We start from the raw sequence: 13178 nt of genomic DNA, 5'->3' as shown, positions 1-13178 counted from the left end.
TTTATCTTCCAGTGAAAAAGCCAATTGGCCATTTTAATAAATAACCATCTTTGTCGAACTCTGAAAATGATACGTTGGTAAAACAGTCATCTTTTTTGTCAAATAAGACTATGTTTACGTCTTCATTGCTAATTGTTTTTTCTTCAATGCAGTCACCAATCGTATCAATCATAGTTTTACTATGTGTTTCAAATATTATTTTTATTCCTGATTTTGCAGCAGTGCTAACTACTTTGCAAAACATCCTTGCAAGGCGTGATTGATACTCTGGATGGAGATGTAACTCTGGTTGCTCTATAACAAATATTCTCTGTTTTTCAATATCTCTCGTTCTAACATTATCTTTTATTTTTTCATGCCATATAGAAGCTACAATTGGAAGGATTTGAGAAAAACCAAATCCCATGTCATTAATGTTATATTCTTTTGTATCATTTTCAGTTTTTATTTTAAGAGCATAATGCAGTCCAAGTTCTTCAACCCAAACCTTAAAGCCAAAATTACTTGAAGTCCATTGCATAAACAGATCTTGTTCTCTTTGAGTAAGAGACTTTAATAGCATTGCAAGGTTGGAGCCCGTATGATCTATCTCATCGATTTGTAAGTCTTGATGGCGATAATATCTTTCTGCTGTTGCTCTGAGTGGTGCAATATATCTGATATTACTAAAGTAGCGTCCTATAGTATCATTAATTTCATCTAAGATGTTTGAAAGGCTTTTATGCATCGATAGTTCATATGTTATATTACAGATAGACTCTTTGCTCTTAACTATTGCTTTAGTAAATGAACTGTTTCTGTTAAATGTGCTTTTAAGGATTGAGTACGTATCTTCCTTTTTCATAACTCCAAGATTATTTATGCCCTTTGTAATAGTTTCTTCTGAAGTGTTCGTATGGAAATATGGTTTTAAAATAGACTCTAGCTTTGATGAATAGAAGTCTTTTATATGTCTTTCCAAAATGAAACTTCCTGAAACCTTTTTGCCGTCTGCCGTGTTCCTTATTATTTTCTTAATCCCAACTACAGCAGGTATAAAGCTTCTGTTTCTAGATATTAGATAAAGATCTTGTAATTGTAGTTCATCATTAATATATAGTGAGCACCGTTCAGAATCGTCCTCTCTTATTATTTTGTATGTGAACTCAGGGACGCGTACAACGATTTCTTTTGCAACGGTTTTATTTTTTATCTGATCAACGCCTACTTCAACTGTAACATCTAAATGAACGTCATTTTTATGTGAGGTTAAATATTCTTCGTTCCAGAAGAAAAATTCGTTTATTTTATTTTGAGGATTAATGCTAAGTTTAAAATCAAAGAATATAGTATTGTTACCAGCATCTGTGTTTAGTGCTTCAGAGAATGCCCCAAAGTCAACATAGGATCCAAACCAAAGAATAGGCCCTGTAGTTTTGGCTTCAATTGATTGTCTTAGAAGAGGCAAACTTCTTATAAAAGAGCTTTTCCCACAACTATTTTTTCCCACTAATATTGTAATTGGTTTTAATTCAATAAACGGTTGGTCTAATGAATCTGAAAAGCTTCTTAAATTCCTTAATCGCATAGCTTTAATCATATATATCCTTTTATTTTAAGGTAATTAATAATAGATAAAATGAGTCATAGTAGTTTTATTTGCAAGTCTAAATGAGGGGCTCTAGTGTTCTGTTACAAGACAGCCAGTCTAAAGGTTGTATTCTATTTATCATTGAATCTACTCTTACTTTTGTGCTGCTCGGTCTAATTGGGATGTACTTTCAAGTGGTAATGTTTGTTTCCAGCTTTCCATTTTTCGTTGCTCTTTTTATATATCTTACCCATAGCACTGAGCCGTGGGTTTTACGCATTTCGAAGAGATCGATTGCGGCAAAGAGATCGCTGAGTTTTTTAAATCCGTAGTTTCGCTGATCGAAAGAGCTGTGATTTGAGATATGTGATCCTATTGGGCCGAGTTGCGCCCAGCCATCTTCCTCTTCGGTTGCTTCTATGGCTTGATGCAACATATTGAGCAGTTTGGAGTCACTTTTTAAATTACATTTTTGCGGTGTGGCGGTTTTGGGCTGAACTTGCTTGGTTTTACTAACTGAGTCTGGTGCCGTTGGTGGAGGCTGAGTGACTTCTGATATCACTTCAATTTCTTCTGCGACAACTACAGGTTCTGCGTCGAGGTAGAGGAAGCGAGAGCAGCTATTCACGAAAGCGGCTGGAGCTTTACGTTCTCCGAAACCAAAAACGGTTTTGCCATCTGCTAAGGCTCTTGTTACTAAGGGAGTAAAGTCGCAATCCGAAGATATTAAACAAATAATGTCTATATCTTTAGTGTAAAGAATGTCCATAGCATCAATAACTAAAGCAATATCGCTGGCATTTTTACCTTTGGTAAGATCGAATTGTTGAATAGGTTGAATGGCATATTCATGCAGAATATCTTCCCATGGCTTTAGATTCGGGCTTTTCCAGTTACCATAAGCCTTTCGAATACTGATCAATCCGTGTTTTGCAAGCTCAGCGAGTACCACATCAAACTTCTTGGCTGGCGCGTTATCTGCATCAATGAACACCGCAATTTTTTCTTTATTCTGCATTTTAACTCCAACTAATGTGGTTATGCTTTACCTGTTTTTAAGGATGAGAAGTAGTACCCGCAGATGGAGCCAATTATTGCACTTGAAAAAGCAAGAAGTTCGGTGAAGTACTTGTTTTCAAATAGGGCGGCTAGGCTGATGATTGTGAGTAAGACCATCACTAGCATGATTGCTAAGATTGGCGCAGTCCTCTTATTAATTCGTTCAGTTAGAGGTTCGGCTTTTCCAATTCCACCGCAAGAACCACATATTAGTCCAAATTGATTTCTTCTTCGCCAAATAGGTAATTCGTTTAGTTTTGCGCAGCGTTCACATGAACTGTTATTGATTCCATTGGAACTAGTTCCTGTTCCTGAACAATGTTTACAATCATAAAGATTGACCATGACATCTTGCATTTATGTTCCTTCATAAATTTGGGGGTATTAGGGACAGGTCTGTGATGGTGGCTTTATCTTAGGATTGAAGCACGCTACCGCCCATGGCACTTGCTGCCAGACAGCACATAGATAATAAATTTTAATAAAAACAATAATAAAGCTATTAGCTTGTGGTTTGTGAAACCTTAAACTGAATCACAATTAGTTCAGAGGGGGAGCATCTTTAAGGAGAGGTATAGAAAGCTTTTCCTTGCCTTGTTCGCTTTTCTAGAGCGGATCTTCCCTGACTCATTTTTATATTGCCATATTTTATTAGCGAGATTTTCGCTAACACCAGACTAGCGTTGATTGATTAAGTAATTGCTTAAGTGTTGTTTATCAATCAAAAATTTAAACTAGCGTACAGCATATGGTGAATCGCAACAATAGTGAGTTGTTGCCCAATAAACCAAAGACGGAATATGCATCTTTTTATCAAATAGCACGCAACACCAAAGCGATAGACGTTAATCTAACGAGCCATCCATTGTTAAATTTGCAGAGTGTATGCTTGTAAAAAGGCATACAGATAACTGGAGAGTTGGTTGAATTAAGCATTGGCATGTAAGTGACCGTTGACGGCATGGCCGCTCTTTCACATCCATGAAAATTTAATGGGCCACCCATTGTTAAATTTTAAAAAAGGGATGGTGGGTATAATTCTGTTTGCTTTGTATGACTCGCAAGCAACACCAAATATAAAAGAGATACACCTTCCCCTGCGAAGTTGTCGAAATACGCAGATAAAAATGCCGTGGCGACATCATGGATGATGGCGCAGGCTCGGGGGGACAGGGATGTCCCATCTGAGCCGTTAGGCAATTTTTATTGGAGTATGAGACCAGTAACTAATGCATGTAACTTCGCTAGGGGCGTCTTGGAGAATCCAAGGAGGATAGGACGAGCAGTCCTCCTTGGTCGGGTGTGGGGTGAAGCCCCACGATCTTGATTTACTTTGGCTGTTAAGCCGCAAACGAGCAGTAAAAGAGTCTGCCAATCTTTGATAAGAACGAAAGCGAGGACTGACACATTTCTTTCTGAGTTATTTATAAGAAAAATATAGGTATCTTTGAGTATTCCAAGCTTCTATCACTTGACCATTGGGGCATATAAAAATGGCAGTCTTATGTGTGATAGATTGGAGACTATCCTAATGGTAAATTGGTTGAATACTCACATATTGGCAGACATTTAAGCTGAACAAAAATAGTGGGTTAAGCTCTTTTTCTCAATTACAATGCACTATTTTCATTCGCTAAATGCGGCATTAAACGAGCAGGAAACCCAGTATGAATATCCCAATGATTACCGCGCTTCAGAGTGCTATTACCGAAGCGCTAGAGAGTATACCAACCTCTGAGGCGGAGCAGATCTATGCATTGTCTTTCTATATCAACAACGAATATGACGATCCCCGTCTACCTACGCTGACAGTCGGCTATAACACAGTCGATGAGTGGCATGCCTCGATTCCAAAGGCTTCTAGCTCTGACGAAGCAAAATGGAACTATGCCTTCTGGCTTCAAAACGAACTCCTCGTCTTTGGGGATTCTGACTCTCAGACTGCGGATATCTTAGCTCGCTGGGTGGCCGATCTCGGTCTCGGGTACAGTGATGCGGAGGAAGATGTCGATTTTGATCGCTGCCTTGAGCTTGGTCAGGAGATAACCGAGCAATTTGTTGCCGCAGTATGCGTTGTCGCTTCTACACTCCATTCCAACTTAACCGTTAGTCGCGTTTTCGGTCGTTCGGTACCCATCATAGTTCACGAGCTCGAGTACTATAACGAGATCGCAGATCAGACAGAGGCCTGTAACCCTCCCAGACTCGCCGAAGAGTTCGTTGCTTGGGTGCACTCAATCTAACGTTGGTTATCAGTTATAGGTGGTAAGGATATAGGGCAGATTGGTTGGCGGCGGTTCAATAAGCCTAATCACAGAGCCTAATCACATAGCTTAATCACATAACAAAAAGGATGCATCGATGAACGATGAGCAATACAAAAAGGGGCTTGAGGTGCGTCGTGCTGTGATGGGCGATAGCTATGTGGATAAGGCGCTCAATAGTGCGACGGATTTTACGCAACCGCTGCAAGATTTAGTCACGGCCAATTGCTGGGGTGAGGTTTGGGTGCGTGATGCCATTTCAAGGCAAACGCGCAGTTTGATTACCATAGCGACGCTGGCGGCATTAAAGGCGCCGACTGAATTAAAGGGCCATGTGCGGGGCGCGCTAAACAATGGCTGCTCGGTTGAAGAGATCCAAGAAGTCTTACTGCATTGCACCGTTTACTGCGGTATGCCTGCGGGGATTGAAGCTTTTCGAGCGGCGAAAGAGGCGATTGAGGAGTGGCAGGCGCAAAACAGTTAGCTTACTTGGTATTGATCATTTTGAGCGTCAATGGCTTTGAGGTTTAGTGGTTTTAACATTCGCTAGGGGAGCTGATTTACGCGCATTCCCCTAGCGCATGATGGCTACAAACTTGAACAGTCTGCGCTTATTTTTGTAGCTGGGCTTTTGCGGCTTCTACTTTTGAGAAATCCAAACCGAGTTCAAGCACGGCTTCTTTGATCAAAGCCGGTTTCTGCATCACTAGCCCCAGCAGTTGTTGTAGTTTTTCGGCTGGGATGCCTAATTGACCGAGCGTACCCATCGCCATTAATGGATTTTCGGTTAATGTTTGAAACAGTTCTTGGATTTTAGCGTCACTGACGTTGTGTTCTTTTAAGATGGCAATAATGGGATTCATTGCATTACCTTGTTGATATGAAAGTTAAACAGGTGCCGATTTTATCACAGTTCTGCCAGAGTGGTTGCCTCACACATGCGTACCTGTTGGATGTTGCCACGCTTTGCCTATGTCATTAAGCGCATTAGATTTTATCCCCAATAAGCTTTACTCTGGTGACGTATTCCCCAAAATCTGCCGATAAAACCTGAGCGACTGTCGTGCATCGTGAGCCGTTGCATTGGATATTATGGCTCTAGATATCATGACTCTAAGATATTGCTGCTCTAGATATGATTGCCTTAGATATCATGGCGCAATGCGATTGGGTAATCGCTGGTTTTTATCATCCCTTAAAAATAGAAAGGAACTGTGGTTATGCTTGATGTTGTCGCGAACCAAGACAAAAGTATTGTGGTTAAACAGTTACGATATGGGCGTGATAATGAGGTGTTAGTCGTCGATGAGTGGCAACTACACCCTGCTGAACATTGGGCGATTTTCGCGACCGACAGTTATTGTGGTTCCTTGCTCGGGCGAATATTAACGGGTGATATTCTGCCCGATGAAGGGACGATTGCTGGCCTGCCGCAACGTATCGGCTGGGTGTCACTTGGGTTGCAGCAAGCGTTGCTGGAGCGCGAGTTAGAAAAAGACGAGTTGGATTACGGTTCGAGTGTCGAATCCTTAGTGTTGGAATGCTGCCAAGATGCCAAGCAACTCCCAGCATTATTACAAAAGGTTGGGCTTGAGCCTCTGCGTCGGCGCGGTTTTCGGCAATTATCCACGGGCGAAACGCGCAGAGTCATGCTGGCACGTGCACTGGCAATGTTACCGCAATTGCTGATTTTAGATGACCCTTATGCAGGGCTCGATGCTGAACATCAGGCGAGTTTATCTGAGCTGCTGAGTGAAGTGGCCGAGCATAGCCAGTTGCTGATCATTACCTCTCGCCAAGAAGAATTGCCGCCTTGCATCAGCCATGTGGCGTTGTTTAATGGTGAGATGCTGAAATCGGGGCAGAGTGTGCATAAACTCAGCACGTCGATGTCGATTGAGCAATGGCACAATCATCCTGTGATGGCGCAGCTGAATGCGTTATCGGCGCAACGTAGCGATGAACTCTTGGCCTTGATGGAGCGGCAAAGGCACAACGCCGAGGCGTTTGATCCTCTGGTCGAGATTAAAAATGGCAAAGTGGAATATGCCAGTGGGCTGATTTTCAGCGGCGTGAATTGGCGCATCGAGGCGGGGCAACATTGGCAAGTTCGTGGCCCAAATGGCTGCGGTAAAAGCACTTTGCTAGGGCTGATTTTAGGCGACCATCCTCAATGCTATAGCAACGACATCACGCTCTTTGGCCGACCTCGCGGAAGCGGCGAGAGTATTTGGCAGATTAAACAACGGATTGGCATAGTATCGTCGGCGCTGCACTTGCAATATCGCGTCAGTTGCTCGGCATTAGATGTGCTGCTTTCGGGCTTTTTTGACTCTATTGGCTTGTACCATAAACCCACTAAACCTCAGCTAGATTTGGCGAAGGAATGGTTGGCGATTTTGCACATGACAGGGCTGGCGAGCACCAGCTTTAAGAAGCTCGATTATGGTCAGCAGCGGTTATTACTAATAGGTCGCGCCTTGATTAAACAGCCACTGTTGCTGATTTTAGATGAGCCGTATCAGGGCTTAGATTTCATCAATCGTACCTTAGTGATGCGGGCGCTGGAGATGATAGCCGAGCATCATCTGAGCCAATTGCTGTACGTGTCGCACCATAGGGAAGATGCCTTACCTGCGATTAAAAACTTTGTCGATTTTATCAAGCAAGATGACGGTTATTCGGTACAGGTGAACTACTGTGAGTCTGAGGATTTCACCCGTTTAAATCAGTAAATGCCACCTATCACAGCAGCTTAACGGCTGCTTACTTGTTTGCAGAGTTTGTCATTATCCCTCGGCACCCTAATGCAGGTTAAGATTGACCTTACTGGGCGCTAGCCATTGAGTGTGTTAGTCACGCTTAATAGCAATATACCTGTGGCGCGAAAGATTTTCGTATTTCAGTGAAAACTGAGATGCACCGCATATCGATAATGAGGGTATCGCCCTAGTGTTTAATCCCCCATTCGCCAGACAGCAGTTCTGTTAATTAGTCATGCTTGATATAGGTAACTGTGAGCCGTCTTACAGTTTTGAATGTCGTTGGCGCGAATAATAGTTTCTGGCCTAGGCCAGAAACTCGTGACAGTTTCATGGTTCATCCACTGAACTTATTCATCAAGTCAGTTATCACGCTTGAGAATCCAGAGCGATGGACTTCCTTAGCGAGATGAGCCCGAGTGTCACTCGTAGTACCGAACATGTGCACCAAGACCTAAAACACGATTTCAAGACATATAAGATGACTTAAAGATAAATACATATATGCCAAGACCCAAAAAATGCCGTCAATTATCGAGCTGTGTGCCCTGTAGCCTATTTAAGCCTAATGGGATCCCTGCGGTTAAATTAACTCATATTCAATTAGAGGCCGATGAGTTTGAGGCCCTCGAACTGGGTGACGTCAAAAGATTAAGCCAGATCGAAGCCGCGGCCTTGATGGGGATCTCTCGGCAAACCTTTGGATACCTTCTCGCCAATGCCCGTAAAAAGGTGGCGACGGCTATCACTCAAGGTCAAGCCTTGAGGCTGCCAACCCAAACAGACAAGGATTTATCATGATTATTGCCATGCCGATGAGCCGCGAACGCCTCGCCAGTCACTTTACGAAAGCCCTACAAATTGGCTTTTATAATGAACAGTTTCAACGAATCAAACTGGTCGATAATCCGGCAATTGAAGGTGACTGTAGTGCCAAAAAAGCCTTATTAGAGCTGATTATCCAACAAGGTACCGACATTGTACTTGTGCAGAATATCGGTGAGCGCATGTTAGGAAAGTTGCTCGATGCGGGGATTAGTGTGAGCAAAGGTAGTGCGAGTCAAACAGTGGCGACTTTACTTGCACAAACGGCGGATCTTAATCTTAGATTGACGGATGCATCCCAAGGCCGCGCTTCACTCAAACATGCAGCCAAGGGCGGATGTTGTCATTCTACAGGTGACGGCTGCGGTTGCAGTGGTAAAGCTAAAGCAGCACCTTGTTCAACACGTCTTATAAGCACGCCAGCAGTACAGGTTAAGCTCGATAAGTCAGTGCATTACGCTGGGTTTAGGCCCTTGGTAAATAAATAATCTCAGTGTTTAATTTGAATTATTCCGCCACAGTTAAACCATAGGGGCGGGCAAGCGCCCCTCGAATATCCGCTAACGAAAACACCTTGGAAAACCGTCCAAAGGTTTTGCCATAAAACACACATTCCACCACCGGCAAGGCAAATACATTGCGGCTCGCCGCTATCTCACCTTGGGCTTGGCAATCAATATAGGCCATCCGCATCAGCGGGAACTCTTGCGCCAACATCTCTGCAATTCTCGGTTTGAGCGTTTGACACACACCGCAGTCCGGCGCACCAAATAACAACAGCACCGCCGCATGCTCAGTTAACATGGACTCCAGTATCTCAGGTGAATCAATGTGCGTGATGATATCAGTGTGCATGCGTTGCCATTTGGAAGTTGTTATGAGTATGAATTCATGGGCTAGTTTGCGTATTTCTAGGGTTAAAGCCAGCCCATTTTTACCACGCGACTACCGATAAATTGACCAAGGTAGAATAAGCCAAGCATGAGAAGCCCGATACTGGCAGCAATCACTCCGATTTGCTGTATGCCTGTCAGGCTATCTCGCCATTGTTTTAGATTATTTATCATTTCACTACCTGCTACCAGCTCAGGCTTAAGGTTACCCGCGTGACTTTACATATGTCGCATCGCTAACTGCACCACTGACGCTCGCAGGGAATGCCATCACCGTTACCATCCATTTGAGTATTGGGGCAATTTTGGATGTAGAAAGTCGCCTCAGCACAGGAACTCATGTGGCTGCAATGGGTTTTACCCGCTTCACATTGGAATCTTGGTGTTGCCGTTGCTTGTGTTCGCGCTTTAGTTTCATACATGGGCATTGGCTGAATGTCATCATTTGTGAGGACTGGTACTTCATCGATTGCTGGAGCTTCATTGAATTCTTGGTATTGTTTAAAGCCAAAGATAACTATGGCCACGATTATTAGCAGCGGGATTATCGTATTAAAAGAGGATTTTCGTGGGCTATGGTAATGCGCTTTGTTTTTGTTATTGAAGCTTTCATTGCGTGATTGGACATGAGAGTAGGAGCGCGGTGTTGCACTCGCTGCAACGACAGCGACGCCTTCAATTGAGGCGATAACCGCTTTTCTCTTGCCATCATTTTGCACTTCCGTTTGATACAGAATGCTGTCGCCCACTATGGGTTTTCTCGCCATTTTTTTCAGCACTGAAATGTGAATAAACACATCTTGGGCTGCGTTTTTTTCAGGCTGAATAAAGCCAAATCCCTTTTCATCGTTCCAGCGTACCAGTACGCCTCTATCCATGAGCATTTTCTATGTCCTTAATTTAACCGCTTAATATTTTTAGTTATTGAATATCAATACTTACTTGAGTCGCTCCGATTTATCTTTTTTAAGGAGCAAACCGTACTTAGGTTGACGAATCGGCTATTCAATGTTGGATGCTAAGTTACTCAAGCAAAGGAAGTTTTGCAATTTTTTATCTTGAATTTGCTTATGTGTGACTCATTCGTTTTGAGTGTATGGCGGTGGGGAAATGTGAGCACTCAGCAGAAACGGTTGGCATTTTGGTAAATTCAATACAAACAATAGATTGCATTAATAATAAACAAAGTGATCAAAAAATGTGCATGAAAACTTGCAATTTTACTGTGTGCTACATAGTATTTGCTGTGTGGCGCACAGTGTGTGTGACACAGTGTTAAGGACAGGAATTCGACAATGACAAGTTCACAGCTAGTCAAAATGCGACTCGAGTTGCGCCGTGGGGTATTAGTGTTGGCGGTACTGGGATTATTAAAACAAGCCCACTACGGTTATTCGCTCCGCAAACAGTTGCAGGAAGGCGGTATCGATATTGACGAAGGGACTCTGTATCCCTTAGTGCGCCGCCTAGCCGATCAAGGATTGTTGGATAGTGAGTGGCGACAGGCCGAAGGGCGTGAGCGTCGTTATTACCAATTGTCGTCATTGGGCGCTGAGTTGCTCAGTCAACTGACCGATGAATGGCAGCAACTTAATGGCGCCTTGGCTTTTTTACTGGAGCAAAGCGCTGACACTAATGGCTCAGATATGAAAAGCTCAGACGAGAGTGCAGAGGAGATTTGATATGGAATTAGTCGATCGCTATATCACCGCGGTGCAGCGAGAATTGCCCGAGAACAAACGTCAGGAAATTGGCCGTGAATTAAAAGCCAATATCTGCGACCAATTGGATGCCCTATCTGAACAAGGTGAATTGACTGAAGCGCAAATTGCCGCGGTATTAAAGCAAATGGGTCATCCCTGTAAGGTCGCGCAGCAATTTGTTCCGGCAGTGCCTATTATTGCCTCTGAGGATATTCCGCTTTTTAAACATACACTTTTCACTGTGCTTGGGGTCTTGTTTGTGCTGCAGGTTGTGGGCGGCACGACTCAATGGTTGGGCTCGGCAGGGGGGGATCTATTAGGATTTATCCACCATATTGCTAAAGGTTTTATTGGCGATGCCTGTCTTGCCTTTACCGCTATCCTGTTAGCCTTTTGGAGTTTCTCGGCTCAGGGGAAACCCCTATCTGGCAGCAATTGCCAAAAATGGCAGCCGCAGAATTTGCCTAAGGTTGGGCCCGGTTGGCAGCATATTAGTTTAAGCGATGTGTTTACCGATCTGGCGACATATCTTTTTCTCTTACTTGTGATCTGGTGTTCTGTGTGGATGAGTAGCGAGCAATTAGCCGCGCGGACTGTGATTTTCAGCGTCAATGCTCAGCAATTACTGCAATGGTTTAGCCCTATTATTTTGCTGTCTATGGGCAATAGTCTCTGGCAACTACGCCGCCGAGTGTGGACTACTGAATTGTTACTGGCGAATATGGGGATCAATCTTGCTTATGCCTCGTTCTTAGTCTTTCTGGCCTTTAGTTCGCCACTATTACAAAGCCAAGTACAAAACCAAGGAGCTGAATTAAATGGGGAATTTACGTTATTACAGTTAGAACATTGGCTAAGTTACACTCTAGTGATTGCCGCTATGTTCCCTGGCTATGAGGTGATTCGCGATGGGTTGCGTTGGCGTAAACTCGCAAGCAAATAAGTAAGGTTTAACCTAGATTTTATAGGTGAGCTTTATTCACTTTTTCATTAAAGACATGGCCTGATCAGCATGATTGAACAGGCTTTTTACATTAGTGCCATCTTCTGTGGAGAAAAGTAAGCCACGACTTTTACAGTCGATGCTGATTTATTCTGGGGTATCGCCATGATTCATTTCATTATTAAGCGATTCTTGAGCCTGTTGTTTGTAGGTGTCAAATATGCCTTCTTGCTTCATCTGTTTGAGCTCACGAGCAAGATTAACGGCGAGTGCCGCGTGACGTTTATTTAAGTAACCATAGCTGGTGAGTTCTTCTAGGGTGGCAATCGCGATTATTTTGCTGCCTTGAAACTCAGGCGTTTGTAATAGATCCAATGAGCTTGCCTCCGTATCAATATAGATATCGATTCGGTCGCGGAGCATTTTACGAAAGGAGCTCGCGGGGGATGAAGATTCAGTCAGACGCTCCTTAGGAATGAGTCCCTTTAGCTTTTGTTCTGCGAGGAACACGCCTCGATAGTATTCGATCTTGTATCGACTCTTTTGCAGCGCTTGCCAGTCAGGTATTTTGATTTCGGGATTGTGCGCGAAGGCAATTAAATGGGTATCGATAACCGGTTCTTCAATTCGAATGAGGTTGGTAAACTTTTCGCCATAATGAGATACACGCCCCGGCTCACCATCCACTTTACCTGAGTCCGCCATCATACTGGCGCGGGCTGCGGGAACCACTTGATAGGAGAAGTCATATCCTAAGCGTTCAAAGGCTTGGGCGTAAATCAGTTCAGCCCATTTAAAGTAGAAGTTATGTTTGGGGTCCTCATAAAACGCCATCGTAATGATAGGTTTATCAGCAATCATCGCTGTGGTTTCTGCTGTTGATTTGCTGGTTGCATGAACCGAGACACAAAAGAAAAGGCCTACCCACACACTCCAAATGTGCATATTGCTCCATCGTTGCATAGCGTGTCTCTAAAAGTGTTGAGTTATTTAGAGTATAGCTAGCCTGATAAATGGTTCATTTTTATTCAAGCAAGATTATTTTATTTCCATGATTTCGCACTAACACACGGTTGAAATGTGATCTGCTGGCGGACATTTTGTCCTTTTGGGTTTAAAAATGTGCGATACGGCACATAGAAATGATATTTGCCTGTAT

At 43.4% G+C, this 13178-nt stretch carries 15 protein-coding genes; 7 read left to right on the top strand and 8 right to left on the bottom strand.

Annotated elements, in window-relative coordinates; all coding sequences use genetic code 11:
* Position 1: 1 nt before the first annotated feature.
* From L5M49_RS09515 to L5M49_RS09505, 3 genes are all read right to left on the bottom strand, one after another.
* Positions 2 to 1579, bottom strand: coding sequence for an AAA family ATPase (locus tag L5M49_RS09515; RefSeq protein ID WP_263265922.1), 1578 nt, complete (start codon positions 1577 to 1579; stop codon positions 2 to 4).
* Positions 1580 to 1760: 181 nt separating this feature from the next.
* Positions 1761 to 2588 (bottom strand): NYN domain-containing protein, encoded by an 828-nt coding sequence (locus L5M49_RS09510; RefSeq protein WP_263265921.1) that lies wholly within the window; start codon positions 2586 to 2588, stop codon positions 1761 to 1763.
* Positions 2589 to 2608: 20 nt separating this feature from the next.
* Positions 2609 to 2986 carry a molecular chaperone DnaJ gene (locus L5M49_RS09505; RefSeq protein WP_263265920.1) on the bottom strand — a complete coding sequence of 126 codons (378 nt, stop codon included), beginning with the start codon at positions 2984 to 2986 and terminating at the stop codon, positions 2609 to 2611.
* A gap of 1310 nt (positions 2987 to 4296) precedes the next feature.
* Here L5M49_RS09505 and L5M49_RS09500 point away from each other — a divergent pair.
* Together L5M49_RS09500 and L5M49_RS09495 are read left to right on the top strand one after the other, a co-directional pair.
* On the top strand, positions 4297 to 4872 hold the full coding sequence (locus L5M49_RS09500) for a hypothetical protein (protein WP_263265919.1): 576 nt from the start codon (positions 4297 to 4299) through the stop codon (positions 4870 to 4872).
* Positions 4873 to 4990: 118 nt separating this feature from the next.
* Positions 4991 to 5377 carry a carboxymuconolactone decarboxylase family protein gene (locus tag L5M49_RS09495; RefSeq protein ID WP_107402658.1) on the top strand — a complete coding sequence of 129 codons (387 nt, stop codon included), beginning with the start codon at positions 4991 to 4993 and terminating at the stop codon, positions 5375 to 5377.
* A gap of 127 nt (positions 5378 to 5504) precedes the next feature.
* On the opposite strand, the gene L5M49_RS09490 is transcribed toward L5M49_RS09495, so the two are convergent.
* Positions 5505 to 5756: a DUF2999 family protein gene (locus tag L5M49_RS09490; protein WP_006083102.1), complete on the bottom strand. Its 252-nt coding sequence runs from the start codon at positions 5754 to 5756 to the stop codon at positions 5505 to 5507.
* Positions 5757 to 6113: 357 nt separating this feature from the next.
* On the opposite strand from L5M49_RS09490, the gene L5M49_RS09485 reads away from it, so the two are divergent.
* The 3 genes from L5M49_RS09485 to L5M49_RS09475 all read left to right on the top strand — a co-directional run bounded on the left by L5M49_RS09485 (position 6114) and on the right by L5M49_RS09475 (position 8968).
* Complete coding sequence (locus L5M49_RS09485) at positions 6114 to 7628, top strand: ATP-binding cassette domain-containing protein (protein WP_263265918.1); 1515 nt, start codon at positions 6114 to 6116, stop codon at positions 7626 to 7628.
* Positions 7629 to 8159: 531 nt separating this feature from the next.
* Positions 8160 to 8456, top strand: coding sequence for a DUF134 domain-containing protein (locus L5M49_RS09480; protein ID WP_012088215.1), 297 nt, complete (start codon positions 8160 to 8162; stop codon positions 8454 to 8456).
* Positions 8453 to 8968, top strand: a complete 516-nt coding sequence (locus tag L5M49_RS09475) for a NifB/NifX family molybdenum-iron cluster-binding protein (RefSeq protein WP_028759510.1) — start codon at positions 8453 to 8455, stop codon at positions 8966 to 8968. Before L5M49_RS09480 ends, L5M49_RS09475 begins: the two co-directional genes overlap by 4 nt.
* 19 nt (positions 8969 to 8987) lie before the next feature.
* Here L5M49_RS09475 and L5M49_RS09470 read toward each other — a convergent pair whose 3' ends face one another.
* The 3 genes from L5M49_RS09470 to L5M49_RS09460 all read right to left on the bottom strand — a co-directional run bounded on the left by L5M49_RS09470 (position 8988) and on the right by L5M49_RS09460 (position 10257).
* Positions 8988 to 9335 carry a thioredoxin family protein gene (locus L5M49_RS09470; RefSeq protein WP_263265917.1) on the bottom strand — a complete coding sequence of 116 codons (348 nt, stop codon included), beginning with the start codon at positions 9333 to 9335 and terminating at the stop codon, positions 8988 to 8990.
* A 62-nt stretch (positions 9336 to 9397) separates the two neighbouring features.
* Positions 9398 to 9547 (bottom strand): hypothetical protein, encoded by a 150-nt coding sequence (locus tag L5M49_RS09465; protein WP_263265916.1) that lies wholly within the window; start codon positions 9545 to 9547, stop codon positions 9398 to 9400.
* 62 nt (positions 9548 to 9609) lie between these two features.
* Positions 9610 to 10257 (bottom strand): excalibur calcium-binding domain-containing protein, encoded by a 648-nt coding sequence (locus L5M49_RS09460; RefSeq protein WP_263265915.1) that lies wholly within the window; start codon positions 10255 to 10257, stop codon positions 9610 to 9612.
* Between the two features lie 411 nt (positions 10258 to 10668).
* Here L5M49_RS09460 and L5M49_RS09455 point away from each other — a divergent pair, with 411 nt between their 5' ends.
* Positions 10669 to 11055, top strand: coding sequence for a PadR family transcriptional regulator (locus L5M49_RS09455; protein ID WP_105251375.1), 387 nt, complete (start codon positions 10669 to 10671; stop codon positions 11053 to 11055).
* Between the two features lies 1 nt (position 11056).
* The gene (locus tag L5M49_RS09450) at positions 11057 to 12019 is read left to right on the top strand and encodes a hypothetical protein (protein WP_263265914.1); all 963 of its coding nucleotides are present in this window, start codon (positions 11057 to 11059) and stop codon (positions 12017 to 12019) included.
* Positions 12020 to 12166: 147 nt separating this feature from the next.
* Here L5M49_RS09450 and L5M49_RS09445 read toward each other — a convergent pair whose 3' ends face one another.
* Positions 12167 to 12982 (bottom strand): substrate-binding periplasmic protein, encoded by an 816-nt coding sequence (locus L5M49_RS09445; protein ID WP_263172798.1) that lies wholly within the window; start codon positions 12980 to 12982, stop codon positions 12167 to 12169.
* Positions 12983 to 13178: the final 196 nt, after the last annotated feature.

Source organism: Shewanella sp. SM74, assembly GCF_025653725.1.
In the GTDB taxonomy this organism is placed as follows: Bacteria; Pseudomonadota; Gammaproteobacteria; order Enterobacterales; family Shewanellaceae; genus Shewanella; species Shewanella oncorhynchi.
This window is presented reverse-complemented; position numbering and strand designations above follow the sequence as displayed.